The following is a 26,989-nucleotide window of genomic DNA, read 5'->3' on the forward strand; positions in this document are numbered from 1 at the left end:
CGCTAGGCTCCTTTCTGCTCAGCGGCACCCGCCGCGTTCTCGTCGGTCTCGACGATCCAGGTGTCTTTACTACCGCCCCCTTGGGACGAATTGACCACCAACGAACCCTCTACCAGCGCCACGCGAGTGAGTCCACCGGTGGTGACGTGGGTTTCCGGGCCGGAGAGAATGAAGGGACGCAGATCGACGTGGCGAGGCTGAGGCAAGCCGTTGGCCAGCGTTGGCGTGGTCGAGAGGGCCAGCGTCGGCTGGGCCATGTAGTTACGCGGATTTTCGTTGATCAAGCGCGCGAACTCGTCGCGCGTCTCTTTGGTGGAGCGTGGGCCGATCAGCATGCCGTAGCCGCCGGACTCGTTGGCGGGTTTCACCACCAGCTCATCCAGATGGTCCAGCACGTACTTGCGATCCTCTTCGAACATGCACAAATAACTCGGCACGTTTGGCAGCAACGGCTCTTGATCCAGGTAGTAGCGGATCAGCTCAGGGACGAAGGCGTAGACGACTTTGTCGTCGGCAACCCCTGCCCCAGGTGCGTTGGCCAGCGCGACCTTTCCTGCGCGCCAGGCGCGCATCAGCCCCGGCACGCCCAGCATGGAGTGAGGGTTGAACGCCTCTGGATCGAGGAACTCATCGTCCACCCGGCGATAGATCACGTCGACACGGCGCAGGCCCTCTACCGTGCGCATGTAAACCACGTCGTCGTCATCGACCAGCAGATCGCTGCCTTGTACCAGCTCGACGCCCATTTGTTGGGCAAGGTAAGCGTGTTCGAAATAGGCAGAGTTATAGATCCCCGGTGTCAACACGACCACCTGTGGGTCATCACCCGGGCGCGGCGACATGGCTGCCAGCATGTCGTAAAGCTGCGCGACATAGTCATCCACCGGCAAGATCTTGCCCGACGCGAACAGCTCCGGTAGTACGCGTTTGGTGACGTTGCGGTTTTCCAGCATGTACGAAACGCCCGACGGAATGCGCAGGTTATCTTCCAACACATAGAGCGTGCCATCACCGCCACGCACCAAGTCAGACCCGCAAATATGTGCCCAAACGCCATGGGGAGGATTGATGCCTACACATTGAGGTCGGAAATTGGCCGACTGAGCCAATACTTCCGCAGGGAGTACTTTATCTTTCACGACGCTCTGTTCGTGATACAGATCGTCGATAAACAAGTTCAGCGCTTGCACCCGCTGCTTCAAGCCCGCTTCCGTTTTACGCCACTCATTGGCGGGTATGATGCGGGGAACGATATCGAAAGGCCAAGCACGGTCGATCATCGCCCCTTCTGAATAAACGGTAAACGTAATACCCATCGTGCGAATGGCAATTTCTGCCGCCGTTTTGCGTTCGGCCAACTCTTCAGCGCTGAAGCGCGCCAACATGTTACATAACTCATCCGCAGAAGCACGTGGTTTGCCCGGTGCCGCCAGCAGCTCATCGTAAAAATCACGGCACGCATAGTTATTCCAATCGACTTGGCTCATGGGCGCTCTCCTGGCGCTAGGGTGGAAGCGGCAACTTCCTTAATTCAGTAGTGTAGGCCTGCCGCGTGCAATGTACGTAGCAACTTGACCATATAAACACGCAAAACTCGTACCATATTTCCCGCTATTTCAACGCTTAATTCGAGTTTGATACTCGCGTTTCTCTCTATCTAACGTTATTGGTCCCCTTGTTATGCATAAATGCACTGACACTGCTCCTTTTTAGTCCCCCATTAAACTAAAGGCACCAAAACAGTGCATGAAAGTTAATACTCATGAGGCGATGACAATTTTCCACACTCTTTAAACGTCTTAGTTCATATTGCAGCTGCAAAATGGTTCAACTCCAACGATACTTCTGGGTACTTATTTTCTTCACCGTCGCGTTACGCTGGCGTCGCGCGGTGACTTTTGGCTTTCTTTGAGGGTGGCTCATGACCATTCGCGTTGCCTTGCATCACCGCACGACCTACCGCTTCGACCGCCCCGTCAAGCTGTCACCTCATGTGATCCGGTTACGCCCGGCCCCTCACTGCCGTACTCATATCGATGCCTATTCGCTGACTATCTCTGGGGATGATCATTTTCTGAATTGGCAGCAAGATCCGTTCGGTAACTTCAATGCTCGTGTGGTATTTCCTGAACCGCGCAAAGAGCTGACCATTGCCGTCGAACTCGTTGCGCCGATGACGGTGATCAATCCGTTCGACTTCTTTTTGGATGACGCTGCCCAGAAGATTCCGTTCACCTACCCCGACGAGCTCACCAAAGAGCTTGGCCCTTACCTGGAGGTGACAGAAGCGGGACCACGGCTGCTGGAGTGGCTAAAAGACGTCTCTCTCGAGCCGACCACCAGCGTCGACTTCCTCGTCGCCCTCAACCAGCGCCTGCAGAAAGACATCAGCTACTTGGTACGCATGGAGCCTGGCGTACAAAGCTGCGAAGAGACGCTGGCCCTGGCGAGCGGCTCTTGTCGCGACAGCGCTTGGCTGTTGGTGCAGATACTGCGCCATTTGGGCCTGGCGTCGCGGTTTGTGTCGGGCTATCTGATTCAGCTCACGCCGGATGTCAAAGCGCTTGATGGCCCCAGCGGCACCGACGTGGACTTTACCGACCTCCACGCCTGGACCGAAGTCTTCCTACCTGGTGCAGGCTGGGTCGGCCTCGATCCCACCTCTGGCCTCTTTGCCGGTGAAGGGCATATCCCGCTAGCCGCCACCCCCACCACCGGCAGCGCTGCGGCCATCACTGGTTTTTCTGATAAGTGCGAGGTGGAGTTTGATGTGGAAATGCGCGTTGAGCGCATTCATGAAGACCCGCGTGTCACCAAACCGTACAGCGACCAACAGTGGGAAAAAATTCTTAAGCTAGGCGACCAAGTGGATCGCGAGCTCAACGAGCAGGATGTTCGCCTCACCATGGGCGGTGAGCCAACGTTTGTTTCCATTGATGATATGGAAAGCCCCCAGTGGAACACTGAAGCATTGGGTGAGCATAAGCGCGAACGTGCCGAAGCGCTGCTAACACGGCTTCAAGCTGCCTACGCTCCGGGCAGCGTCATCCAACAACAGCAAGGCAAGTGGTACCCCGGCGAGCCGCTTCCCCGCTGGGCATTGGCCTGTTACTGGCGCAAAGATGGCGTACCGCTGTGGCGCGACCCGACCTGGCTTGCCTGTATGGAGGGTGCGCCCTCTGTGGCCGTCGATGATGCTATGGCGCAGCGCTTTACCCGTGCGCTTAGCAAACAGTTGGGTATTGCCGAGCGCCACTGGATTCCTGCCTTTGAAGATGCCTACTACTACCTGTGGAAAGAGCAAACGCTGCCGATCAACGTGGACCCACGTAAAGCTGATTTGAAAGACGACGCCGAGCGCCGACGCCTCGCTCGCCTGTTGGAGCAGGATCTCAGCGCGGTCGTTGGCTATGCGCTGCCGCTACGCCACTCTATCGCCCAGTCGCATCGCTGGGAAAGCGGTCGCTGGCCGTTGAAGCGCGACCACCTTTTCCTGGTGCCCGGCGACTCGCCCATGGGGCTGCGCCTGCCGCTCTCTGCCCTGCCCTGGGCCGACCCAGAAGACCAGCCCCAGCCGCAGTCGCTGTTTGCCCCACGCCCGGCGCTGGGCGACATCCATGGCGAAGTGGCCCGCCGTAACGCCGAACAGCACCGCTTCACGAATGCCGAGCGCTTGGGGCAGACCACCCATCCAAGCCATGGTCACCCGGAAGGCGAATCGGTGCAGCAGCAACCCAGCGCAGAGGAGGATCGAGAGCACACGATCATCCATACGAGCCTGTGTGTCGAACCCCGTGAGGGACGATTGCATGTTTTCTTGCCGCCCCTGACTCAGCTCGAGCACTACCTCGACCTGCTCAGCAGCATCGAAGAGTGCGCCCGCGAGCTTGCCTGCCCAGTCATGATCGAAGGCTACGCCCCGCCCCGTGACCCGCGCCTGGAAAGTTTCCAGATCACTCCCGACCCGGGCGTCATCGAAGTCAACATCATGCCCGCCGCCAGCTGGCAGACGCTGGTCGCACAGACCGAACGGCTCTATGACGAAGCGCGTCAAGCACGCCTGGGTACCGAAAAGTTCATGCTGGATGGCCGCCATACCGGCACCGGAGGCGGCAATCACGTGACCTTGGGCGGCGTCACCCCGGACGATTCGCCGTTCTTACGTCGTCCCGACTTGCTGGCCAGCCTAGTGACTTTCTGGCAGCATCACCCGAGCCTGTCGTACTTGTTTTCTGGGCTGTTCATTGGCCCCACCAGCCAAGCGCCGCGCGTCGATGAAGCGCGCCACGAAGCACTCTACGAACTGGAAATTGCCCTACAGCAAATGCCCAAGGGCGAGGTAGTACAGCCATGGCTGGTCGACCGCCTACTGCGGCACCTTCTCACCGACCTGACCGGCAACACTCACCGCGCCGAGTTCTGTATCGATAAACTCTATTCGCCGGATAGCGACAGCGGCCGCCTGGGGCTACTGGAGCTGCGTGGCTTCGAAATGCCTCCCCACGCGCGGATGGGACTGATGCAAATGTTGTTGATTCGCGCGCTGGTCGCCCGCTGCTGGAAAACGCCGTACCGTGCCAAACCGGTTCGCTGGGGAAGTGCGCTACAAGACCGCTGGATGCTGCCCCACTATTTATGGGAAGACTTGAACGACGTGCTCAGCGACCTGCGCCATCATGGCTTCGATTTCGAGCTGGCTTGGTTTGCGCCGTTCTTGGAGTTCCGCTTCCCGGTGCACGGTCGTCTGCATACGCCGATGCTCTCGATCGAGCTTCGCCAAGCCATCGAGCCCTGGCACGTACTGGGCGAAGAGGCGACCGCAGGCGGTACCGCACGCTACGTCGACTCATCGGTGGAGCGTTTGGAAGTCAAAGTGAGCGGCATGAGCGGCGACCGCTACGTCGTTACCTGCAACGGCCGTCCGGTGCCGTTGGCCGCCACCGGACGTAACGGTGAAGCCGTGGCTGGGGTACGCTACCGCGCTTGGCAGCCCCCTTCTGCGCTGCATCCGCAGATTCCGATTCACGCGCCGCTGGTGTTCGATGTCATCGACACCTGGAACCAACGTTCAGTAGCAGGCTGCACCTACTATGTGGTACATCCCACAGGGCGCAGCTTTGAAACCTTCCCTGTGAATGCGTTTGAAGCCGAAGCCCGCCGTTTAGGGCGTTTCAGCGACAGTGGCCATACCCATGGCTATCGGGTTCCTACGCCCGAAATGCCGAGCCAGGAGCTGCCCTGCACGCTGGATCTACGCTGGAACCCACGCTCATGAAACGGCTAATGCTTTCTTATCCGCGCTAGCTACAGGATAATCCTCCCCCTACCCGCTTAGGACAAACAGGATCATGACCGCCCCTGTCTCTCCCTCACTGCTCGAGCTCGGCGCTGCCGGGCTCGTTGAGGATTACTCGAATCAGCTAGGCAAGGGACAGCCCGGCACGTTTGATGCGATGCTCGATCGTCAGGGGCAACTGCGCCCCGGCTGGCAGAGCTTGCTCAACGCCCTGGAAACACTCGGCGCGGATGGCCGCTACCAGCAGCACGAAGAGATTCAGCGCCTGCTGGCGGAAAACGGCGTGATTTTCAATATGCACGAAGATACCCAGGGCCGCTCCTGGCGGCTCGACCCGCTCCCCTGGGTGATCGATCAAGTGCAGTGGCAAGCGCTAGAAGTCGGATTGATGCAGCGCACGCGCCTGTTCAATGCGCTCTACGATGACCTGTATGGCCCGCGCAAACTGGTCGACGCGGGGCTACTACCGACCCAGGCCATTCTCGCTTCTCCCCACTTTTTGCTGCCTTGCCACGGTTCGCAACCCAGCGACCGCCCCGCGATCAGCTTTCATGGCATTGACGTTATCCAAGATACCGACGGCCAGTGGCGGGTGATCGGGGATCGCCTGCAGGCCCCTTCGGGCACCGGGTTCGCGCTTGAAAACCGGATCTTGATGGCCCGCGCGTTGCCGGAGATGTACCGCAACGCGCCGCTCAAGCGGTTGGCCGGCTTCTTGGACAAGTACCACCGCACCCTGACCGCGCTGGCCTACCAGCACCGCGATAACCCAACGATCGTGCTGCTCACCCCCGGTCCTGGCAGCCCACGCTACTTCGAGCACGCGTATCTGGCGAACTACCTGAACATCGACCTCGCCGAAGGACAAGACATGGTCGTGCGCGATAGTCAGCTATGGCTGCGCACTTTAGGGGGATTGCAGCCCGTGGATGTGGTGCTGCGCCACTGCGACGACGCTTACTGCGACCCGCTGGAGCTGCGCGGTGACTCGCAACTGGGCGTGCCGGGGCTGCTACAAGCGACCCGCGCCAGCGGTGTGGCCATGTCGAATGCGCTAGGCGTGGGAGTGCTGGAGATGGCCGAGCTGGCAGACTACCTGCCTGCCCTTTGCCAGCATGTGCTGGGCGAAGAGCTGCTGCTGCCCAATGCCGACACGAGCACTCGATCGGCCACGGCACCGGTGTTCGATGCCCATATGCAGCGGTTATCCCCAGCGACGCTCAACCTACGCTGCTTCGTCTCGCGGATGCCGGGCAGCGTCGCGACACAGCGCCAGCAGCCCAGCGACTACCACGTCATGCCAGGCGGGCTTGCGTGGGTGGGTACGCCGGGGTCTCCATCACTGAGCAGCCCGATCGTCAAAGATGTGTGGGTGACCGCAAATACGCCCCAACCCCATGTCAGCCAGCTACGCCAAGCGCGTGGCCCGGTGGTCGCCACCCGCGATGGCACCGACCTGCCCAGCCGAGTGGCGGAAAGCCTGTTTTGGCTGGGTCGCTACGGCGAGCGCTTGGATGCGCGCGCCCGCTTGCTGCGTGAAGCGCTGATGCGGCTGATGGAGTACGATCAGGACGAAATCGCAGACCAACTGCTGGATGAGCTGCTGCTAGCCCTCGACATCACCACGCTCCATCGTGATGGTGAGGATGCCAAACCGCCGCTCGTCGGCTTTACACAAAAACGCACGGCGCTGTTGGCCCAGTTCGATGAACGCGACCCTCAAGCCCTGCAGCCGCTCTTTGCGAACATGCTGCGCAATGCCCGCAGCGTTCGCGACCACCTGGGAGATGACTCCTGGCGAGTCGTTCACCAACTGCGCCAGCGGGTGGATACGTTCAATCCAAGCCTCGGCGCCAGCGCCGCACGCCGCGCCTGCGAAGGGCTTTCCGCGCAGATCGCTGCGTTCTTTGGCTTGTGTAACGAAACCATGCCCCACCACTACGGCTGGCGCTTCATGGATATCGGCCGCTTCCTGGATCGCGTACTGGGGCTGCTGTCGCTGCTCAAACTCACCCTCAACGCGCCCCACTCGCCGGGGCTGGCGCTATGGGAAGTGGTGCTTGCCACCACCGATAACTTTACCGCCTACCGGCGGCGCTACCGCAGCGAGCTGCACCCAGAAGCGATTCTCGATCTACTGCTATTCGATGAGACCAACCCGCGCTCGGTGGGCTATATGCTCAAGCGCTTGGAGCGGCAGATGGACCGACTGCCCGGCAGCTCATCGCCCTACCGGAATGCCGAACGGCGTTTGCTCATTCAAGCCAACGCCGCGCTGCATCTCGCCGATATCGACCGGATCAGCCACTTGGCCGATACCCCGGATGCGCAGGCCGCGCTGGAGCAACTGCTGGACGAGCTGATTGCCCCGCTCAACGCGCTCTCCGATGCCATTAGCCACAGCCACTTTAGCCACGTGGAGCGGCCGCGCCAACTTGTCAGCATGGAGCCCGACGAATGAATTACACGCTGCGGCACACCACACGCTACCACTACAGCGCGCCGGTGACGCTCTGCCATAGCGAGGCACGCGTGCTGCCGCGCAAAACCCAGCACCAGCAGTGCGGTGCATCCACGCTTACCATCAGCCCCGAGCCCCAGGTGCAGGCCGAGCGGCGCGATGTGTTTGGCAACCGCGTGCTCTACTTCGCACTAGAGGACGTGCACCAAACGCTGGACGTGACCGTCGTGACGCCGCTCAACACCCAACCTCTGGGACCACTGCCAGGCAGCTCGCCAGCGTGGGAGCGTGTAGCCGACCAGCTGAGCAAAGACAGCCGCTTCGATCGGCAGCTCTACCGGCTCGACTCGCCGTTCATTCGTCGTAACGACGAGCTGGCGGCGTTTGCCCGCAGCTGTTTCACGCCCGGCCGCCCGCTCGTCGATGCCGCGCTGGCGCTCAACCAATTGATTTACGACACCTTCGACTACGACCCCAGCTTCACCACCCTGGCGACACCACTCAGCGAGGTGCTGGCCAACCGACGGGGGGTTTGCCAAGACTTCGCCCACCTGGCCATTGGTGCACTGCGCTCGGTCGGCTTGGCGGCACGCTACGTGAGCGGCTATTTGGAAACTCAGCCGCCGCCTGGGCAGCCACGGCTGATAGGTGCCGATGCCTCCCACGCGTGGCTGGCCGCATGGATTCCCGACTGGGGCTGGCTGGCGCTGGACCCGACCAACGGCACGGTGGCCGGAGAACAGCATCCGGTGCTGGCGTGGGGTCGCGATTACGCGGACGTAGCACCGCTCAAAGGCGTGATGAACGGCGGCGGCGACCACCGTCTAGAGGTGGAGGTGGACGTCATGCCCCTCACCGACAACAGCGCGGCCTGAGCCGCGCCCGTGGAACGATCACCGTTGAATCAACCCGTTGGTTAACCACGGCAACCACGCCAGCAGCACCAGCGTGACCAGCGTCGCCAATAGAAAAGGCAGCAGCGCTCGGAAAATTTTCAGCGGCGGCGCGCCGGTCATGGAGGACGCAATGAATAGCCCAGCCCCCACCGGGGGCGTCAGCAAGCCCATCACCAGCGTCAAGCAAACCACCACGCCAAACTGATAGGGGCTGATGGCAAACTGGCTCTGGGCGATGGGCATCAAAATGGGCACCACCAAAATCAGCGCGGCAATGCCATCGATCACCATTCCCACCAGCAGTAGCGCCCCAATCACCAACAGCAGAAAGAGAAACGGGCTGCTGGTCAGCGCGGCAATCCATTCAGCGGCCATTTGCGGCAGCTGCTCGTAAATCACCACCCAGCCAAACACGCCCGCTGCGGCAATCAACATGATCACCAGTCCGGCATTGATCGCCGTGCGCGTGAGCACCTGAGGAAGCTGACTCAAACGCAGATCGCCGTACACAAAGCGTCCCATTAACAGCGCCGCCAGCGAGGCCAGCGCCGCCGACTCCGTGGGCGTGGCAATGCCCAGCAGAATGCCGCCGATGATAATTACCGGAATCAGCAGTGCAGGCATCCCCCATAGCGCATCGTGCAGCGCCTGTTGCCGACTGGGCCACTGCCCTTTCGGGTATTGCTGCACCAGCCCCACCAGAGCGATGACTATAAAAAAGCTCGCGCCCAATAACAGCCCCGGCAGTAGCCCGGCGATAAACATCTCCGCAATGGGTACTTGGGCCATCACACCAAACAGCACGAACAGCATGGAGGGCGGAATGATCGGCGACAGCAGCCCGCCCGCCGCCGTAATCGCCGCGCTGTAGGGCGTGTCATACCCCTCCTCCTCCATCGCAGGCACCATGGCACGGGACATGATGGCGATTTGTGACGCCGCCGACCCAATGATCGCCGCCATCATCATGTTGGCCACCAAGTTGATATAGGCCAAGCCACCGCGAAAGCCTCCCACCAGAATCCGCGCGAGGGCAATCAAGCGCTTGGTGAGTCCGCCCTCGTTCATCAACTCCCCGGCCAGCATGAACAGCGGGATCGCCAACAGGCCGTAGCTTTCAATGGCACTAAACAACTGCTGCGGATAGGAGTCGAATAACACCGTATTGCCGGAAGCTTGGATGTACCACATCGCCGTGAGCGCTAGCACCAAAGCAATGGGGACCGCCCCCAGTAACAGCAACAGAAACACCACGACTGTCATACGCGCCCCCTCTTGGCCGTTAGCGATTGCACCAGATTCGACACGCCGTGTAGGCTCAGCGAGAGCGCAAACCAGGGCACGATCAGCCACGCCCAGAACTTCTTAATGCCCAGCGTGGAGGTGTTTTCCGCATAGATGAAATTGAACGTTTGCCCCTGGAAGGCTCGCGTATCGAAGCCGGTTTGGGCCAGCGTCAGCGGCTGGTACCAGCGCCAGCAGAGCCATACCAGCAGCAGGGCGAACAGCAGCACCATGGCATCCACCGCCACGCCAACCAGCTTTCTACCCGTTGGCGGCAGCAGGTCGCTCAACAGCGTCACCGCGATGCCCTGGCGGCGTTTCAGCACTGCCCCGGCAATCAAAAACGTCATCCAGATCATGGCGTAGATCGCCAGTTCACTGACCCAGTAAAGCGGGCTGCCCAGCGCGCGAAAGGCGATGTTCGTAAGGATCAAACACGTCACCGCCGCTGCCAAGACAGCGGCGGTGATCTCTTCACAGCGGGCCAGCCCGTTGGACAGGCGTTGCAACATGATGATTAAAGGCCTTTATCAACGGCTTGTTTGACGTTAAGGATTACTCGTCGCGCAGGCGGTCCGCCTCGGCGCGCAGGGTTTCCAGCATGGGCGCTTTGGGTGCCCAAATACGTTCCCACTCGGCAATCGCCTCGGAGAAGAACTCGGCATCGGCTTCGACGATATTGATGTCCAACCCGCGAATCTCCTCTTCCTGAGCGGCGTCCATCTCTTCGAACCCCGTCAGCACGTTTTCCAGGTGTTCGGCCATGGCGGTATCGATCAACTCACGATCTTCTTCAGAGAGCTCGCGCCAGACGCGCCCAGACACCACCCCCACCATCGGGAACATCATATGGTTGGAGATCAGCAGGTTATTCGCCTGCTCGTAGAATTTCAGAATCAGAATGGAATCGAAGTCCATGTCGATGGCGTCGACCTGCCCATTGGCGAGGGCATCGTAGACTTCCAACAGCGGCATGGGCGCAGGGGCCGCGCCAGTCGCGGTGTAGAAGTCACGGATCGGCTCGAAGGGCGTAATACGCAGCCGCTGACCTTGCAGATCGTCAGCGCTCTCGATGGGGCTGCGGCTCAATACTTGACGCATGCCTACCATGCCGTAACCCACACCGACCAAGCCGACACCTTCCGGCATCAGGTCCAGCAACTCTCCGGCGGCATCGGAGCGCAGCAGGCGCGCAGCGTGATTCACGTCGTCCACCAGATACGGGGCGTAGAGCGCGCCAAAATCAGGAATGCGGTTGGAGATTTCGGCAATGGTCAGAAAGGCCATGTCCAACGCGCCGGTTTGCAGCTGCTGCACCATCTGCGCTTCGTTACCTAACTGCTGAGCAGGAAACACGCTTACGCTATGCTCACCGCCTGAGCGCTCGCTCAGCGTTTGGGCAAACGCTTCAGCTTCGGTAGACCACAGATGCTGGGCGGGGGTAATCAGCCCCAAACGGAAATCACGCGCCTGGGCGCTAACGGAAGAAACGGCCAGAGCGGCTGCGGCGCAGGCAAGCGTCAGCGTTTTCATTCGGTTCATGCAAAGCCTCGTTGTCCAGCCAAAGCGCCATACGGCGCTTTGGGTGTTTTTTTAATTAGCGGCTTTGAGAATACCTTAGCGATGGCGTTTATGGCACCCGCCATTGCGCTAACGCAGCGTAGCGCGGTCGGCTACTTAGGCAGCTTCGTAGGCGGCTTTCAAGCGATAAAACTCGTCGACGATGGCCGCCATTTCGGTGGCATCGTAGTCACACAGCCCGCTCACCACGAGCTTCTTCGAGCCCACGCCGACCGATTCACCGGCAGACTCGATGGAAAACTCCAACAAGGCATCGGCACGCTTGCCTTGTACGTCTAACGAGGATTGTGTGAGCGCCAAGTTGGGCGAGAAGCCATCCAAACGCTCCAGACAGAACCCCATGCTGTCGTAAATCACTAACGGACGTTTGGGGTTGAACATCACCCCATGCTGCTCCATAAGCGGTTTGAGATAGTGGGGGAAGTTCTTACCCGAAAACGCTACGTAGCAGCGGGCAAACCCTTCTACCACCGCTTCATCGCGGGTCATCTCGCCACTGCGAACAACCTGCAAGTAGCACTTGCCACTGTCGTCACAGACGTGGATATCCCCGTTCTCGGTTTCACTGAACTTGATGGGTGTATCAGCACCCACCATATTGGTGAAGCGAAATTCCATTTGTCGCGACAGCCCGAACTTCACCAGTACCAGCGTAAATAGCAGGTCGCCGGGGACGCAAAAGCGCCGTGCATCCGGATTGTGAATCGGGTTGTAGTCGCCGGCCACACCTTTAGCGAAGCGGCTGGCCTGCTCAGCGGAGATCACCACATACTCTCCGCGCTGCGCGTAAAAATCCTTGAACATGGCTTTGCTGCCTGCCTAGCGTTGAAATCGAAAACCCAAAACTGCCCCACGTCGCGCATAATGCCATAAAACACGCGCCAACAGGAGTCATCTGCTAGGAAGCCCGTATGACGAGTGACACGCCCGCTACTCCACGCCGTTTTCGCCTTCTCATCGCCTTGCTGTTTGGCGCGCTAGCGCTTGTGCTGATTTGGCTGATAGGCAGCTACTGGCTACTCAACAGCCAGTGGCTACCGCAACGAATCTCCACCATAGAAGGGGTCGAGGTGCGCTGGTCTAACGCCCAGAGCCTTCACCCAGGGCGTTGGGAGGTCGACAACCTCTACCTAGCCCGGGAAGACGAAGCGCTACCGATTACCGTCGAGGCCAGCCAAGCCACCCTGTCGCTATCGCTGCTTGCCCTGCTGCGCGGAGAGCTACATATCCAAGCACTGGAAGCGAACGGCATTCGCCGCTTTACCGTCGGGGACATTGCCCTGGAGGCAGAGGGCCAGCTGAAGGTCGAGGATACCCAGTTCAGCCAAGAGACCCTTAGCGTGCCTTATGTAGGTTTGGACATTACCCAAGGCCGCCTCGTCCGCTTGAGCGATCAAACCACGCTGGTGCAGGACATTCAGCTACGCAGTACGGCGTCACTGGACTCACTTTCTACCCAGCAAAGTAACGATGCGCTGACGGAGGCGCTGCTCGACGCCCTCACCGCCCAACTTGCCATCACAGCTCAAGCGGATGCTTGGGACGTGTTCATGCCCTACCTAGAAGCGCTACCCTGGTTGAGCCTGGCAGGCAGCGGCGTATTGGAAGGTGAGCTTGCGCTTGCCGAGGGCCAACTACAGCCGGGCAGCGAACTCACATTAGCAGCCCCAAGGCTTGCGCTCTCTATCGATGAGCAGCGCTTGAGGAGTACCGATAACACGCGCCGCTGGCTGGTAGCGGATGACACACCGCCGCCGCATACCGCCACGGGCCAGGGGCGCGTCAGGCTCGCCGTGGAAGATAGGCAACTACGCTTCGCTACTCAATTGGAAGACGTCACGCTAGCCGACACGCACCCCTACGCTACAAACACACGGCTCGCCCTTTCTACACACATCCCCAACCAGCGCCTGGATCAGCTCGACTTGCCCACTGGCGCCTCACTTGAGCTATCGGGCGAGGTAACGCGCCTGGACATGCTTGACCGCTATCTCGCAACGGCCTTCGATGGCCAAGGGATTCGGCTAACCGGCCAGGGAAGTATCACCGCGAGCGCGACGCTGCGGGATGCGCGCCCTTATGAAGCATCGCTGACCGTTCAAGCCCCCACGCTAGGCGCAGAGCTGCTTGAACTCATCGCGCAAGGCAGCGGTACGCTCGACGCGACGCTCTCCCCCGATGAGCAAGTAGCGGCATCGCTGGCCTTCTCAGACGCCACGCTGCGCCATCAGGAGCGAACCTTACTGGCGGACGCAGCGCTAACGCTAGCCGCACAAAGCCCCCTCGACCCCGAACAGGCACAACAAAGCGCCACGGCGCAACTGAGCTGGGAAGAAGCAACGCTGCCCAATATTCAAGCGCTACAACCCTACCTTGCGTCAGTGTTGCCCAGCCCTTCTCCGCTAACGTTAAACAGCGGCTCAGCCACCAGCCACGGTCAGCTTCGCTTCACGACCGAGCAACTGAGCGGAGAGCTTTATTTAGCTGGCAACGCGCTGACCACCGGCTGGCAACGAAGCGAGCAGAGCGGCACGTTGGTGAGCGATACGCAGCTTGCGCTGGCCATCAACCAAGCGGCGCTGGATGGCACAGCGCTGGACATCAGCGGCTCGCGGTTAAGCTGGCAGGTGGCCGACCCGCAACATCCCGGCGTAGCGCTGGAGAGCACGCTGGTGCTGCGCGACGGTCGCTTTCAGCGCCAAAACGCCACCCCAAGCGGGCAGTTCACGCTGGAAGGCAGCGTGCAGCGGCTAGGGTTTCTCAACACGTTTTTACCGGACGCTCACGGCGTATCGCTTTCCGGCAACGGTCAGCTTTTTTTACAGGGAGCGTTTATAGACGACACGCTGCAAGCCCCTACACGGCTACGGGTTAATGCTAACCAGTTGGAAGTGACGTTTCTCGACTACTTGGCCACCGGGCGCGGCGAGCTGACCGCACAGTTAGATAGCCCCGAGCAAGCACAGCTTTCGCTGGGCATTCCACAGTTCGCCCTACGTCGGCAAGATGATGACCGCCCGCATCTGGAAGGCCGCCATTTTGCGCTCACTACCCAAACCGATCGCTTTAGTGACGTGCTGGACGCCCCCGCTCCCGAACACTTCACCACTCGCGTTGCGCTGCCAATCACCGAGGTGCCGGACATTACCCGCTACAACCGCTACCTGCCAGAAGATGCGGGGGTTGAGCTACTCTCCGGCAACGCCAGCCTAGCCAGCGAATGGCTGCTAGAGGGACTGCGCGCCCAAGGTGATATCACGCTGCGCGCTTTTGAAACGGAGATGGCGCTACTGGAACAGCGCCTAAAGGGCGATGTGACGCTGCATTTACAGCACACCGAGGGCGATATCGAGACGCGCCGCTTTGTCGCCAATGACTCCTACCTGCGCCTGGAAAACGTCTTTCGCCGAAGCGACGACGGCACTCAGGACGCAGGCTGGTGGGTGCAGCTCACCATGGAAGAAGCCCAACTCAACTGGGGCGACCCGATACACCTCACCAGCCAGCTACGGTTAGACATGCGCGATACTGGGCTGCTGGCACGGCTATTTCTCGCCCGTGCCCGGGAGAGCGACTGGCTGGGCAGGCTTTTAAACGTGCATGACATCAACGGTCACGCCCTACTCACAGTGAGCGACGAGCAAATACGCCTGCATGACCTCACGCTCACAGGCGGCCCGCTGCTTCTGCTTTCCGATGTTACCTTAGCGGACGGCCAAGCCAACGGCGCGCTCTATGCGCGGCTGGGCGCCGTGGGTCTCGGCGTGGAGCTGAACGACAGCGAACCGGCCCTGCGCGTGCTACAACCCAAGCGCTGGTTTGACCGCTGGCGAGAGGCCCAGCGCTTTCCAAGGCCTTAGCGGCGTGTGCGTTCTCGACGAATCATACGCACGCGCTCTTTGGCCTTTTGAGGTGTAGACAGCGGCGCGTTGGCGTCTTGGTGTTTAGGCGGCACCGTGACCCAGGCAAACACCGGCAGGGCCAAGTGCCAATGAATTGCCGCTAAGCGCAGGCCCAGCGTCACGCTCAATGAGGCGGCAATGGTGGATGTTAACGGCGCATCGAGCGCCTGCAGCGCAACATAAACAATCCCGCCCGCCATGGCGGCGGTGGCATAAATCTCTTCACGCAGCACCATCGGCACCCGCTGGGCCAGCACATCACGAATCATGCCGCCCGCCACGCCGGTCATCATGCCCATCAGTACCGCCACCACGCCAGAGGTTCCCAGCAGCAGCGCTTTGTGCGTGCCGATCACGGTAAATAGCGCCAGCCCAAAGGCGTCGGCTACGGGCAAAAAGCCTCGGGAAAGACGATGAATGTAGTGAAACCCCACCAGCGACACGCCCACCGTGGCCAAGATCACCCACAGGTAGGTCGGGTCGGTCACCCAGAACACCGGCCTAACGCCCAGCACCAAATCACGCAGCGTACCGCCCCCAATGCCCGTCACCGCCGCCAGCACCAGCATACCGAAAGGGTCCATCCGCGAGCGGCATGCCAAAATCACGCCCGACAGGGCAAACACAATCACCCCCGCCATATCCAACCAATAAATCACACCCGACACGCGGCTCTCCCTCATCACCTGCTGTTTAAGCGGGCAGAATATCACTCATTCGGCAGGGGTGTAGTGATCAGAGAGCCGGTCGGCTTAATAGCCGTGACGCTGCAACCACTCTTTTAGGAAAGCAATTTCACTCTCTTGAGCAGCAATAATTTCTTCAGCCAGTTGACGAATCTCATCATCTTCGCCGTGCTCCAGCACGATTTCCGCCATGGCAATGGCACCTTCGTGATGGGGAATCATACCTTGGGCGAAATCCACATCAGGATCGCCTGTCAATGCTGTCGCCAGCTCTTCGTGCATACGCGCGCTGGCCGCTTGGTAGGCGGCTACCGCAGGGTTATCACTGCGAGAGTGAGCGGTATTGGTGTGCTCGTCGTGGCTACCAGAGTGGACTTGCTGCTGAGCAATAGCAGGCGGCACGATCAGTAATCCTGCTAAAACCCATAAAGGAACAGCCATACGGTGTGCAAAGAGTGGCCGGGAAATTAACACTTGGCTAACAGAACTAGAGATCGGCATAGCAGCGCTCTTCTCAGCAAGATAGATCATCGAAGTCTAAAACTTACAGGCTGCCCACAGGTCAAGATGCGCTAATCGCGTTACTCTGTTAATCCCCTTCGCCATTAGTCATGGAGTACACATGGACTAGCACCCTGCTTACGGCTGACTGGTACTCGTCCTGTTGTTGGGCGTACCCGAACTGACCGCTGGCGCGATGGTGCTGTTGACGCCCAGTATCGCTGCTATGGCCCAGGGCCAGCGGTAATCCGCCATCTTGTACGTTCAAGGCGATAAAGAATCTGCCATTTTGCGCGCCCAAGAAGAGTAGGAGTCCATCAAGCGGGTGCTTAGCGCTATCGGCGGTAACGAAGAGAACTCCCGCTAAAAGCCGCTCCGGTCAGGAAAGCGGCTTAAGAAGTGGCATTCTCGGTGGTGCCAGTAGCAGCTAACGCGTTACGCCACTGGCACGGTACTGATCAGCCTATGATGCCGTGTCAGTGGCTAGAAAATGCTCCATAAACACTTGGTAGTCTTGATTCACACAGTCGGCGTAGGCCTTAGCAAGCGTTGAGACCACGCCGATAAACTGCTCCTCACGCCCTTCTAACCGCTGGCATACCGCGTCGGCAAACGGTGAGGCTTTGCCTCGGTTAAGTGCCTGCGCACCCCGCAGGTGTTCACGGGCTAGAATTTCACCCCACTGGCGCGCCAGCTTGCGGTAGGCTTTACCGCCAGAGAGCTTATGGGTGGGGTAATCCTTTTTGAAAGGCGAGCGTTCGCGTACCGAGAACACCTTGCCGTTCATGGTCAACCAGCCAAGGTAAGCATCCGGGTGCTCCGCAATGGCATGGAACGCCGCGGCATGGCGAATACCTTCATTGGGAAACAGCTTACGCCACGCCTGCTGCTGCGCTTTGTCCATCAGGCGGTAGGCTTCTGGCGTCACCTGTTCTTTGATGTCCAGAATCACATCGTCGTGTTCATGATCCGCCCCGCCCTCAATCAGCACGTAGTACCGCTCGACGCCCAGCGACCCAGTGCCTGCATCCAAGCGCCGCGCGGTATCTTTAACGAAGAAGTGCTGCGGGTCGCTCTCCTTAATAGGGTGCTGCAGCGTTTGCTGGTACTCCTGCTCAATGATGCGCCGTAGCTGGCTTGCCACATCGGCTGGCAGATTGGCGAGCTTGCCGGGGCGCTCGGCAAACTGACGCCCTTTATCTGGGTCTAGCGTCGTCCACTTCTCCAGCATGCGGGCACGGCTCTGTTTATCGGCCACCTTGCCCATAAAGGATTTGAGCGGGTCTTTGGCGCTATCCAGCGTAATCGCATGGATCGCCACGTCATCCTCACGATGAATGCTAAGGGTGTCTATATACCCTTCTAACAGTTTGCTCAGCGCTTTATCAATGGCTTTGGGGCTCAGCTCGGCGTTCTCGCGGGCATCCAGCACTAGGCTAATCGCCAGCCGCCACACGTCGTACTGATAATCCCCAATCAACGCATCGTCGAAGTCATCCATGCCGTAGCGTACTTGGTCATCGTGATGGCCGTAAGCGCCAAAATTGTAGGCATGGGCATCGCCCTGAAGCCAGGTTTGCGTATTCGGCCAACCGCCGAACAGCGCAAAGCGCCAGTCGTGCCATACGTCTTGCCAATAAAGGTGATTTGAGCCTCGAAAGAAGCGATAGGGAGAGGCCGCCATTTTGGCGTATTTCGCCTGCCGATGCGCCGTACTCAGCGGTGCATTCGCCTTTTGAATGGCCTCAATGACCTGCTGAGGGCGGTTATGTCCTGTCAATGCGTGGCTCATACAGTCCCTTTATGTGTGCATTAAATCGCTTAGGTTAAGCGTAGACGATGCACGTTAACAGATTAAGACACCCGCTTGCCCAAACGCGTCAGACCACGGGGCGCTGAAATGCGAAAGAAGCGCTCGACCACCTCTTCACGCGTAGCAGGGGTCACTAGCGACACCAGCACAAACAGCGGCAAATTGACCATCAGCCCCCAAAACCCTGCATGAATGCCGAGCGGATGCCGCCATAAGGTGGTGAACGCCACGGTAACTATAAAACCGCCTAAAATGCCCGCCATAACGCCCAGCCTTGAGGCGCGAGGCCAAAAGAACATGCCGATAAAGGCGGGCAAAACCTGCGAGGCAAAGCCAAGCCCCACCAGCAAAATCATCACTAGGCTCCCCGGCTCAGCAATCGCCAGCGGCGCAATCACCAGAAACATAATGGGCAGAATCAAAAGACGCGCCAGCTTGGCGGTGGTGCCCTCCGAGAGCTTGAGCAACGGCTGCAGCACGTCTTTACTCACGGAAAGGGAAACCGAATGAATAAACGGCTCGCTGGAGGACATAGAGGCGGCCAAGGTGCCCGCGCCCAGCAGTCCAACTAACACCACGGGCAAGTGCTGCATAGCGTACTCCAGCACCACGGTATCTGCCCGCGCCAGCTCCGGCAGCGAGAAAATACCGATAAAGCCCACCACCACCATGGGCAGAATCACCACGTAGTAGGTGGGTAACCACGTCGCGCTGCGGCGGATGGTGCGCGCTGAAGAGGCGCTCATCCACTGCGTCCAGACGGGGGGCATAAACGAGAACATCGAGACGATGATCGACGTGGTCCAGAAGCTAAAACTCATATCGCCCCCCGCGCCGGGTAGGGTCAGAAACTCGGGGTGCTCGGCGGCGATGCGTTTAAACACGCCCGCAAAACTCAGCCCGCCGGTGGCACTGTATATGGCCCACAGGCCTACCGCCCAGGCCACCACCAGCATCAGCACGCCCTGGAACGCGTTGGTGCGGCCAATTGCCCGCTGCCCGCTGGCGTAGAGATAAACGGCAATGCAGGCCAGCACCAACAGTACGCCCAGCCAAACGGGAATCAACCCGCCGCTCATCACAAACAGAATATAAGCAGAGCCAATCGTTTGTAGCACCGCGTAGGCCACGGAGCCTACCGCCATGACCAGCGCGGACAGCGCCCCCAATGCAGGGCTTTGGTAGCGGTCGGCAATGGCGCTTGCCTGCGTCACATGGCCAAACTGCTCGCCGAACTGCCATACCTTTGGCCCGAAATACCACGCCACCAGCGCCAAATACGCCAGATAAATCGCTACATAAAAAACCGCCACGCCTTTGGAATAAGCCCAGCCCGGCGCGCCCATGAAGGTGTAAGCACTCACACTACCCGCCGCGATCAGCAGGTAAAGCGTCACTGGCCCCATGCTGCGCCCCGCCACGCCCCACTCTTCAAGACTGTTCATGGATCGGCCTGCCCGTGCGCGAAGGCCGATCAGCATCGCGGTGGCCACGTATAAAAGCGTAATGACCAGCGGCCAGGCACTACTCATGGTCGTCTCGCTCTACAATGCGGTTGCCCACTAGCATGACCGCCACGCAGGCAAACATGATCATGTAGCTCCACACCACCAGCAGTGGCAGTCCCATCACCAGCGTGGCCCGGTTCACCCAACCAATCACTGGCCAAATACCGGCCAATACCAGCGCCACAAAGGCAATGAAAAGCCCCCAGCCCGCCCGAGACGTGGGCAGCACTAAAAAACGTCGCATGTCATATCCATAAGATGATGAAAAGAAGTGGTAGCCTCAGCGGCTGTCATGGCGGTGTCACGGCACATTGCCACACTAGGCCGCAATGCCAGCCGTTAAGCCGCTTATGATGAAGATTTTAATGCTTTCCGACGTCTACTTCCCCCGGGTGAACGGCGTTTCCACGTCGATTGAAAGCTTTCGTGGGGCGCTGGAGCGCTTGGGCCACGAAGTACATCTGATTTGCCCTCGCTATATGGATCACGCCAACGAAGACCCGCGCCTTTGGCGTATCGATTCACGAGGCGTATTAGGTGACCCGGAAGACCGCATGATGCGCTACCAAGCCATCATGGCGCTGGTTCCGTCACTGCACGCCATCGAGTTCGACCTAATCCACATTCACACCCCGTTTGTGGCGCACTACGCGGGCGTGGCATTAAGTAAAGGGCTCGGCGTACCCGTGGTGGGCACCTACCACACGCTGTTTGAAGAGTATCTACACCACTACGTGCCGTGGCTGCCTCGCCGCAGCCTGCGCTTTGCCGCCCGGCGATTTTCGGTGCACCAGTGCCATCAGCTCTCCGCCGTCGTCGCTCCTTCGTCCGCCATGACCACTGCCCTATCGGTCTATGGCGTTCGCTCCCCGATCGCGACCATCGCTACGGGCTTGTCGCTCACTCATTTCGTCGCGCAAACCGCTGGCGGAGAGTTTCGCGAGCGTCATGGCCTCCCAATACAGGGTCGACTGCTGCTGTTTGTAGGGCGCGCCGCGTATGAGAAAAATGTCGGCTTTTTGATCGATATGCTGCCTCAGGTGCGCCACCAACACCCGGAGACTCACCTAGTCATCGTCGGAGAAGGCCCGGCACTCGCCTCACTGAAACAGCAGGCCCAGCAAGCAGGCCTATCCGATGCGGTTCACTTTTTAGGCTACCTTCCCAGAGATGGCGCACTGCAAGATGCCTACCGAGCAGCCGATGCCTTTGTGTTTGCCTCCCGCACCGAAACCCAAGGCTTGGTACTGCTGGAAGCCATGGCGTTGGGCACTCCGGTCGTCTCAACCGCCATCATGGGCACTCAAGATGTATTGCAACAGGATGAGGGCTGCCTGATCGCGGAAGAGCACCCTGCCCGCTTTGCAGAACACGTCAGCCGACTGCTCTCTGATGACGCGCTTCGCACCACCCTCGCCCACCGCGGCCAAGCTTACGCCCAGCGCTGGAATGAAGATACCAAAGCCGAAGCACTGTCAGCGCTTTATGAGAGCCAATGCCCTAAAGCGTTTGCTTCATCGCCTGCTTAGTTGTCGATATAGTTGTCGATAGAGAGGATCACACAATACACCGCTCCATGGCGTGCACTGCGTCTTCGGTGTTCAGCACTCGAAACCCCATGCGCTCGTATAAATCCATGGCGGGGTTGATACTAAATACCCGCAGCCGCAGTCGGTGAATACCCGCTTGCCGGGCATGCGCTTCGGCGAAGTGGAGCGCCGCCGTTCCCAAGCCTTGGCGCTGCCACGGCGGGGCAATTTGCAGCTCTCGAATATGGTAGGCGTCACCTTCCTGATGGAGGCATAGCACGCCCACAGGGGTCGCATTGATGACTAACTCAAAGCTCTCTAACTCGCGCCACTGCTGATGGAACAGGGCGGAGTCCCAGTGCCATCCTAGCTGCTGGTGGTAAGCCGCCATGTTGTGACGAATGAGCGTTTCGGCAAACGCCTTATCGCCCGTCGGCTGGATCACAGGCGTCATCGTTTAACACCTGAACCATCCGGCCGTTGGCAAACACGAATTTGGCCGTTCATTGCCTACCCCAACTGGAACGGATACACCGGGCCAATTTGCAGTAGCTGAGTGAGTTCGTCCAGCGCGGTGAGCACTTCGGTGGCGAGCTGGGGGTCGGCGAGGTCTTCACTGGTGAGGTGGTCGCGGTAGTGGCGGTTCACCCAGGCGGTGAGGTCGCTATAAAGTGCATCGCTGAGCAGTACGCGGCCGGTAAGGGCGGCGCGCTCGGCTTCCGTTAGCACCACCCGCAGGCGCAGGCAGGCGGGGCCGCCGCCGTTGCGCATGCTCTGCTTCACGTCTTTGACGATCACTTCGCCAATGGGGTTATTGCCCGCCAGGATGAAGTTCTGAATCGTGTTCCAAACGGCTTCACGCTCTTGGCACTCGCTGGGCACCACCAGGGTCATGGTGCCGTCTGGGTTGGAGAGCAGTTGGGAGTTGAACAGGTACGACGCCACCGCGTCTTCCATGCTCACCGCTTCCACCGGCACCCGAACGGGAATCAGCGGCGTGCTCATCTTGGCGCGCAGCTCGTCCAGCGTGCGTTCTTCATCAAGAAACGCCATTTCGTGGTAGAGCAACACCGGGCCGTTACCCACGGCAATCACATCGTTGTGGAACACCCCAGCATCGATGGCCTCCGGGTGCTGCTGGGCGAAGACGGTTTGCGCGTCGCTCAGCCCGTGCTGACGAGCCACCGCTTGGCTGGCTTCCAGGGTTTGGCGGGCGGGATAGCGCTTGGGTTCGCGCCCACTGCTACTCGGGTCGCCAAACGCTTGGCGGCCGTAAACGAAGAGATGAACGCCTGGCTCGCCGTATTCGCCGCACAGGCGAGTATGGTTGGCCGCCCCTTCATCAGAAAACGCGGGCGTGGCGGGCAGCACCGGGTGATGGGCAAAGCGCTGCTCGTCGCGGAAAATCGCTTGTAGCACGCGGCCGGTAGTCTTCGGCTCTAGGTAGCGGTGAAAGCTGGACTGCAGGTTGGCGGGGGTGAAGTGCACCCGGCCATCCGGTGCATCGACGCTAGGCGTAATGGTGCCTGCGTTAGCCGTCCACATGCTGGAGGCTGAACATACCGCCCGCAGCAGCTGCGGCGCTTGCTTCGCGGCTTTAGCGAGGATCTCGCTATTGCTGCCGCTAAAGCCTAAATCACGCAGCGCACCTAAGTCTGGGCGCTGCTGAGGGGGCAGCACGCCCTGGGCGTAGCCTGCGTCCATCAGCGACTTCATTTTGGCCAGCCCCTGCAGCGCCCCCTCTTTGGGGTTGGAGACCAAGCCGCCGTGACTCATGGAGGCCACGTTGCCGTGGGCAAGCCCCGAGTAGTTGTGGGTAAGCCCTACCAAGCCATCGAAGTTGACTTCGCGAATGCTGTTGACGCTCATAGGTTGACTCCCGGCGGCAGGGTTTCGGGCATTTCCAGGCTTTCGGCTTCCATGGAAGCGACCGGATAGGCGCAGTAATCCGCCGCGTAGTAGGCGCTGGGGCGGTGGTTGCCGCTGTCGCCTACGCCGCCGAAGGGCGCATCGCCAGAGGCACCGGTGGTCTGACGGTTCCAGTTCACAATGCCTGCGCGAATACGCAATAAGAAGTCGTCCCAATCCGCCTGCTCGCCACCGATCAACCCGGCAGAAAGGCCGTAACGGGTGTCGTTGGCAAGGGCGAGCGCCTCATCCCAACCCGCGTAGCGATGGATTTTCAGCAGCGGGCCGAAGTGCTCCTCGTCGGGCACGTCCAGGCCCGTCACGTCGATCAGCGCGGGGCTGAGCAGGCTGGTGTTCTCTTTGAGGCGCTGCATACGGTTAATGACCGTACCGCCCATGGCTTCCAATTCATCCTGGGCGTTGAGCAGGCCATCGGCTGCGGCAACGCTTACCAAGCCGCCATAGAACGGCGCGGGCTCCTCGTCGAACTGCCCCGCCACATGAAGCTTGGCGATAGCCTCAGAGAGCGCGTCGATGAGACGGTCGCCCACCTCGCCTTGGGGCACCATCAAGCGGCGCGCACAGGTGCAGCGCTGGCCGCCGGAGAGAAACGCTGATTGCAGAATCGTCAGCACCGCTGCGCGCTCGTCGTCGATATCCTTCACCACCAGCGGGTTATTGCCGCCTAATTCCAGCGCGAGGATTTTATCCAGCTGCCCGGCGAACTGCTGCTGCAGCATTCCACCCACTTTGGCGCTGCCGGTAAACAGCAGGCCATCGATACCGGGATGGGCGGAGAGCGCCTGCCCGACCGGGACACCGCCCTGCACGAGGTTGATCACGCCGGCAGGCAATCCGGCTTCTAACCAGCACTGCAGGGTGAAATCCGCAGTGAGCGGGGTTTGGTCGCTGGGTTTGAACACCACGGTGTTCCCCGCCAACAGGGCAGGCACCATATGGCCGTTGGGAAGGTGGCCAGGGAAGTTATAGGGGCCAAACACCGCCATCACGCCGTGGGGGCGGTGGCGCAGAACCGCTTTGGCGCTGCCCACTTCTTTTTCGCGCTCCCCGGTGCGCTCGTGGTACGCCTTGATGGAGAGCGCGACCTTGCCAATCATCGCGCCTGCTTCGGTGCGTGCTTCCCACAATGGCTTGCCGGTTTCCGAGGCGATGGCAATGGCCAAGTCCTCGCGACGTGCGGTCAATACGTCTACAAAGCGCTCCACCAGCGCCTGGCGCTCAGCAAAGGGCGTGCGCGCCCAGGCAGGAAACGCCGCACGGGCTGCCTCCACCGCCGTGCTTACCTGACGGCTAGAGGCAGCCGCCCCTTGCCATAGCAGCGTTCCCGCAACGGGGTCGTGCTTGGTAAAGGGCTCGGCGTCGCCGACGACCCAGGCGCCGTTGATCAGTTGCTGCTGCTGGGCGTGCATGTTCTGGGTGTGCATCGTGCTCTCCTTCACTGAGTTTTTGTCGTCTTGGCGCGGGTCGAGGGGGCGCTTAGATTGCCAATATTAGGTTTCCAGCAGGCGAACGGCGTCGCCGGTGGAAACGCCTAGCCGCTCGGCCTCGTCGGGGGTGAGCACAATTGTGCTGCTATCTGCCGGGCCGCGGCCGATCCAGCTCGCGGTAAAGTTCAGCATCTGGGTAGATGCCGCCAGCCAGCGGCTAACGCTCTCTTGTGGCGCGTTAGAGGAAACTTCCACCTGATAAAGCTGCGAGTTGCGAATCGCCCGCACGTCATCGATGTAGGCCTCCACCGTGGGTCCACCATCGAAGATGTCGATGTAGCCTTCCCAGCGCAGCCCCTCTTTTTTGAGCATCTCCAGCGCTGGCCGGGTGTGCCGGTGCACCTGCCCAATACAAGCCCGCGCCTCTTCCGACATGAAGGTGGTGTAGATCGGGAACTTGGGCATCAGCTCGCCGATAAAGCTCTTCTGGCCCAGGCCGGTCAAGCGGTCGGCTTCGTTGAAATCCATGGGGAAGAAGTGTTTCCCCAGGCTCTCCCAGAAGGGGCTAACGTTGTTCTCATCGAACACGCCGCGCATCTCGGCCAGCACTTTCTGCGGAAAGCGGTCGCGGAACTGGGCAATAAACAGCCAGCGCGCTTTGGAAAGCAGCGCCCCGTTACGCAGGTATTTGTTGGCCTCGCCGCGATACTCCGGACGCAGAAATAGCGAACACACTTCGGCGTCGCCGGTGTGGTCGGAGCTTAAGAACAGCGTGTCGATGGTGCGATGCAGATCGAGCTGTACCGACGAGTGCGCCAGCGTGCCAAGCCGGTAGTTGTAGAACGGCACTTCACGCCCTACCTGGCCTTCGATGGCGCAGCAGCCTGCTAGCTCGCCGTTGGTTTCATCTTCCAGCACAAAGAAGTAGAGACGGTCATCCACCGGCGTACGCTCTTCGAACGCGCGGGCGGCAGACTCGATCTTACCGGCCAAAAACTCGCGGTTATCCGGCAGCGAGGTAAAGCCAACACCGGCCTGCTGCGCAAGCGCCTGGAGCCCATCCAGATCATTACGGGCAATGGGTCGAATGCGCATTACATCTCTCCTTCATCAAGCGCATCGATGGCGCTTGGCAGGGTTAACGGTGCCGCCAGCACCGCCCGACCCTCTTCTACGCCCAAGCGCTCCGCGTGCTGCGGGGAGAGCATCAGCTGTCCCGTGGGCGAGAGCGCGTAGCGCGCGACGATACAGCGGAAATCGCTCAGCGTTTGATTGGCAATCATCGCCGGTTCGGCATCCGGCAGCGCGTGCTCGGGGCGTATCCGCACCGGGTGCCAGGCCGCGCGGCGGAACGTTTCCAGGCGCTCGCGTTCGGCTTTGAGGATGGGGCCCGCATCGAAAATATCCACATGCCGGGAGCGCACGAAGCCTTCGGCCAGCATTTCCGCCAATGCCTCTTCATGGGCCGGATGCTCGCGGCCAATCGCAGCGCGGGCCTGGGGCGTGAGTAGCGGCAAGTAGAGCGGAAACTGCGGCATCACTTCCGCAATAAAGCTTTTCGAACGCACGCCTGCCATGTGATTCATCTCTTGGAAGCTGCGGGCAAAGAAGTGGCGGCCCACGCTCTCCCAAAAGGGGGATTCGTTCTGGCTATCCAAATAGCCGGGGAAGGCCACTGCTAATATCCGCGAGAAGCGCTCCGGGTATTGGGCGATAAACATCAGCCGCGCCCGGCGCAGCAAGCTCTCCGCGCTGGTGCCTTTGTAGCGTGGGTTGAGCGACAGCGCGCAAAGCAGCGTGGCATCCGAGGCTTCATGAGACAGCGCCAGCGTTTGCACTTCACGGCGAACGTTAAGCTGCTGAGAGGCGTGAATCAGCGTCTCTTGGCGGTAGGTGTAGTAGGCCTCGGCGGCCCCCGCCTGGGCACGGATAGTGGCCGTGCCCAGCACGTCATTGCGGCTATCGTCCGCTAGCACGAACATATAGTGCTCGTTACCGGGAAACTCGATCTCGCTGGCGAATGCTTCCTGGGAGCGCACAATGCGCTCCTCAAGGCGTTCACGGTTGGCGGGCAGGTTGGTCAGCCGTGGCACCGCGTGCTCTGCCAGTTGCTCCAAGGCGGGAAGGTCAGCCAGGGTGACCGGTCGGATTACCAACATGTTCAGCGCCCCCTCTT

At 60.2% G+C, this 26,989-nt stretch carries 20 protein-coding genes; 5 read left to right on the forward strand and 15 right to left on the reverse strand.

The genetic code is table 11. From position 1 onward, the window contains the following. Positions 1-2: 2 nt before the first annotated feature. A complete protein-coding gene (locus tag AB6K10_RS17820; RefSeq protein ID WP_159342861.1) occupies positions 3-1,487 on the reverse strand; it encodes a circularly permuted type 2 ATP-grasp protein in 1,485 nt (494 codons plus the stop codon). A 434-nt stretch (positions 1,488-1,921) separates the two neighbouring features. On the opposite strand from AB6K10_RS17820, the gene AB6K10_RS17825 reads away from it, so the two are divergent. The 3 genes from AB6K10_RS17825 to AB6K10_RS17835 all read left to right on the forward strand — a co-directional run bounded on the left by AB6K10_RS17825 (position 1,922) and on the right by AB6K10_RS17835 (position 8,632). Further along, positions 1,922-5,275: a transglutaminase family protein gene (locus AB6K10_RS17825; RefSeq protein ID WP_339119484.1), complete on the forward strand. Its 3,354-nt coding sequence runs from the start codon at positions 1,922-1,924 to the stop codon at positions 5,273-5,275. 73 nt (positions 5,276-5,348) lie between these two features. Further along, positions 5,349-7,757, forward strand: a complete 2,409-nt coding sequence (locus AB6K10_RS17830; RefSeq protein ID WP_339119485.1) for a circularly permuted type 2 ATP-grasp protein — start codon at positions 5,349-5,351, stop codon at positions 7,755-7,757. Next, complete coding sequence (locus tag AB6K10_RS17835; protein ID WP_159342864.1) at positions 7,754-8,632, forward strand: transglutaminase family protein; 879 nt, start codon at positions 7,754-7,756, stop codon at positions 8,630-8,632. Before AB6K10_RS17830 ends, AB6K10_RS17835 begins: the two co-directional genes overlap by 4 nt. Before the next feature lie 18 nt (positions 8,633-8,650). Here AB6K10_RS17835 and AB6K10_RS17840 read toward each other — a convergent pair whose 3' ends face one another. From AB6K10_RS17840 to AB6K10_RS17855, 4 genes are all read right to left on the reverse strand, one after another. Continuing rightward, positions 8,651-9,916, reverse strand: coding sequence for a TRAP transporter large permease (locus AB6K10_RS17840; RefSeq protein ID WP_253017935.1), 1,266 nt, complete (start codon positions 9,914-9,916; stop codon positions 8,651-8,653). Beyond that, positions 9,913-10,449: a TRAP transporter small permease gene (locus AB6K10_RS17845; protein ID WP_159342866.1), complete on the reverse strand. Its 537-nt coding sequence runs from the start codon at positions 10,447-10,449 to the stop codon at positions 9,913-9,915. Before AB6K10_RS17845 ends, AB6K10_RS17840 begins: the two co-directional genes overlap by 4 nt. Positions 10,450-10,492: 43 nt before the next feature. After that, a complete protein-coding gene (locus AB6K10_RS17850) occupies positions 10,493-11,479 on the reverse strand; it encodes a TRAP transporter substrate-binding protein (RefSeq protein WP_159342867.1) in 987 nt (328 codons plus the stop codon). Between the two features lie 135 nt (positions 11,480-11,614). Then, positions 11,615-12,322, reverse strand: a complete 708-nt coding sequence (locus tag AB6K10_RS17855; protein WP_159342868.1) for a DUF3581 family protein — start codon at positions 12,320-12,322, stop codon at positions 11,615-11,617. 107 nt (positions 12,323-12,429) lie between these two features. On the opposite strand from AB6K10_RS17855, the gene AB6K10_RS17860 reads away from it, so the two are divergent. After that, positions 12,430-15,378 (forward strand): hypothetical protein, encoded by a 2,949-nt coding sequence (locus AB6K10_RS17860; RefSeq protein ID WP_339119486.1) that lies wholly within the window; start codon positions 12,430-12,432, stop codon positions 15,376-15,378. Here the strand turns inward: AB6K10_RS17860 and AB6K10_RS17865 are convergent. The 5 genes from AB6K10_RS17865 to AB6K10_RS17885 all read right to left on the reverse strand — a co-directional run bounded on the left by AB6K10_RS17865 (position 15,375) and on the right by AB6K10_RS17885 (position 20,172). Next, positions 15,375-16,088: a trimeric intracellular cation channel family protein gene (locus tag AB6K10_RS17865; RefSeq protein WP_339119487.1), complete on the reverse strand. Its 714-nt coding sequence runs from the start codon at positions 16,086-16,088 to the stop codon at positions 15,375-15,377. The two genes, AB6K10_RS17860 and AB6K10_RS17865, sit on opposite strands and share 4 nt — an antisense overlap. Positions 16,089-16,172: 84 nt before the next feature. Then, positions 16,173-16,508 (reverse strand): DUF305 domain-containing protein, encoded by a 336-nt coding sequence (locus AB6K10_RS17870; protein WP_339119488.1) that lies wholly within the window; start codon positions 16,506-16,508, stop codon positions 16,173-16,175. Positions 16,509-17,070: 562 nt separating this feature from the next. Next, positions 17,071-18,399 carry a DUF2252 family protein gene (locus AB6K10_RS17875; protein ID WP_339119489.1) on the reverse strand — a complete coding sequence of 443 codons (1,329 nt, stop codon included), beginning with the start codon at positions 18,397-18,399 and terminating at the stop codon, positions 17,071-17,073. A gap of 62 nt (positions 18,400-18,461) precedes the next feature. After that, positions 18,462-19,952 (reverse strand): sodium:solute symporter family protein, encoded by a 1,491-nt coding sequence (locus tag AB6K10_RS17880; protein WP_339119490.1) that lies wholly within the window; start codon positions 19,950-19,952, stop codon positions 18,462-18,464. Continuing rightward, positions 19,945-20,172, reverse strand: coding sequence for a hypothetical protein (locus AB6K10_RS17885; RefSeq protein WP_339119491.1), 228 nt, complete (start codon positions 20,170-20,172; stop codon positions 19,945-19,947). The genes AB6K10_RS17880 and AB6K10_RS17885 overlap by 8 nt, the downstream gene beginning before the upstream one ends. A 106-nt stretch (positions 20,173-20,278) precedes the next feature. On the opposite strand from AB6K10_RS17885, the gene AB6K10_RS17890 reads away from it, so the two are divergent. Continuing rightward, positions 20,279-21,457 (forward strand): glycosyltransferase, encoded by a 1,179-nt coding sequence (locus tag AB6K10_RS17890; RefSeq protein WP_339119492.1) that lies wholly within the window; start codon positions 20,279-20,281, stop codon positions 21,455-21,457. A gap of 28 nt (positions 21,458-21,485) precedes the next feature. On the opposite strand, the gene AB6K10_RS17895 is transcribed toward AB6K10_RS17890, so the two are convergent. The 5 genes from AB6K10_RS17895 to AB6K10_RS17915 form a co-directional block, all read right to left on the reverse strand. After that, on the reverse strand, positions 21,486-21,911 hold the full coding sequence (locus AB6K10_RS17895) for a GNAT family N-acetyltransferase (RefSeq protein ID WP_339119493.1): 426 nt from the start codon (positions 21,909-21,911) through the stop codon (positions 21,486-21,488). Positions 21,912-21,967: 56 nt separating this feature from the next. Then, positions 21,968-23,326 (reverse strand): N-succinylarginine dihydrolase, encoded by a 1,359-nt coding sequence (astB, locus tag AB6K10_RS17900; RefSeq protein ID WP_339119494.1) that lies wholly within the window; start codon positions 23,324-23,326, stop codon positions 21,968-21,970. Beyond that, positions 23,323-24,795, reverse strand: coding sequence for a succinylglutamate-semialdehyde dehydrogenase (astD, locus tag AB6K10_RS17905; RefSeq protein ID WP_339119632.1), 1,473 nt, complete (start codon positions 24,793-24,795; stop codon positions 23,323-23,325). Before astD ends, astB begins: the two co-directional genes overlap by 4 nt. 81 nt (positions 24,796-24,876) lie before the next feature. Next, entirely contained in the window at positions 24,877-25,908 is a 1,032-nt protein-coding gene (gene astA, locus AB6K10_RS17910; protein ID WP_339119495.1) for an arginine N-succinyltransferase, read from the reverse strand. Continuing rightward, positions 25,908-26,972 carry an arginine N-succinyltransferase gene (locus AB6K10_RS17915; RefSeq protein WP_339119496.1) on the reverse strand — a complete coding sequence of 355 codons (1,065 nt, stop codon included), beginning with the start codon at positions 26,970-26,972 and terminating at the stop codon, positions 25,908-25,910. The genes astA and AB6K10_RS17915 overlap by 1 nt, the downstream gene beginning before the upstream one ends. Between the last annotated feature and the right edge of the window lie 17 nt (positions 26,973-26,989).

Origin of the sequence: Halomonas sp. BMC6, from assembly GCF_964204995.1 — a bacterium.
Lineage (GTDB): Bacteria > Pseudomonadota > Gammaproteobacteria > Pseudomonadales > Halomonadaceae > Vreelandella.

Bases quoted from the DNA above. Each gene is read 5' to 3' on its own strand.
- AB6K10_RS17820 (WP_159342861.1), bottom strand. From the start codon at position 1,487: ATGAGCCAAGTCGATTGGAATAACTATGCGTGCCGTGATTTTTACGAT.
- AB6K10_RS17825 (WP_339119484.1), top strand. From the start codon at position 1,922: ATGACCATTCGCGTTGCCTTGCATCACCGCACGACCTACCGCTTCGAC.
- AB6K10_RS17830 (WP_339119485.1), top strand. From the start codon at position 5,349: ATGACCGCCCCTGTCTCTCCCTCACTGCTCGAGCTCGGCGCTGCCGGG.
- AB6K10_RS17835 (WP_159342864.1), top strand. From the start codon at position 7,754: ATGAATTACACGCTGCGGCACACCACACGCTACCACTACAGCGCGCCG.
- AB6K10_RS17840 (WP_253017935.1), bottom strand. From the start codon at position 9,916: ATGACAGTCGTGGTGTTTCTGTTGCTGTTACTGGGGGCGGTCCCCATT.
- AB6K10_RS17845 (WP_159342866.1), bottom strand. From the start codon at position 10,449: ATGTTGCAACGCCTGTCCAACGGGCTGGCCCGCTGTGAAGAGATCACC.
- AB6K10_RS17850 (WP_159342867.1), bottom strand. From the start codon at position 11,479: ATGAACCGAATGAAAACGCTGACGCTTGCCTGCGCCGCAGCCGCTCTG.
- AB6K10_RS17855 (WP_159342868.1), bottom strand. From the start codon at position 12,322: ATGTTCAAGGATTTTTACGCGCAGCGCGGAGAGTATGTGGTGATCTCC.
- AB6K10_RS17860 (WP_339119486.1), top strand. From the start codon at position 12,430: ATGACGAGTGACACGCCCGCTACTCCACGCCGTTTTCGCCTTCTCATC.
- AB6K10_RS17875 (WP_339119489.1), bottom strand. From the start codon at position 18,399: ATGAGCCACGCATTGACAGGACATAACCGCCCTCAGCAGGTCATTGAG.
- AB6K10_RS17880 (WP_339119490.1), bottom strand. From the start codon at position 19,952: ATGAGTAGTGCCTGGCCGCTGGTCATTACGCTTTTATACGTGGCCACC.
- AB6K10_RS17885 (WP_339119491.1), bottom strand. From the start codon at position 20,172: ATGCGACGTTTTTTAGTGCTGCCCACGTCTCGGGCGGGCTGGGGGCTT.
- AB6K10_RS17890 (WP_339119492.1), top strand. From the start codon at position 20,279: ATGATGAAGATTTTAATGCTTTCCGACGTCTACTTCCCCCGGGTGAAC.
- AB6K10_RS17895 (WP_339119493.1), bottom strand. From the start codon at position 21,911: ATGACGCCTGTGATCCAGCCGACGGGCGATAAGGCGTTTGCCGAAACG.
- astB (WP_339119494.1), bottom strand. From the start codon at position 23,326: ATGAGCGTCAACAGCATTCGCGAAGTCAACTTCGATGGCTTGGTAGGG.
- astD (WP_339119632.1), bottom strand. From the start codon at position 24,795: ATGCACGCCCAGCAGCAGCAACTGATCAACGGCGCCTGGGTCGTCGGC.
- astA (WP_339119495.1), bottom strand. From the start codon at position 25,908: ATGCGCATTCGACCCATTGCCCGTAATGATCTGGATGGGCTCCAGGCG.
- AB6K10_RS17915 (WP_339119496.1), bottom strand. From the start codon at position 26,972: ATGTTGGTAATCCGACCGGTCACCCTGGCTGACCTTCCCGCCTTGGAG.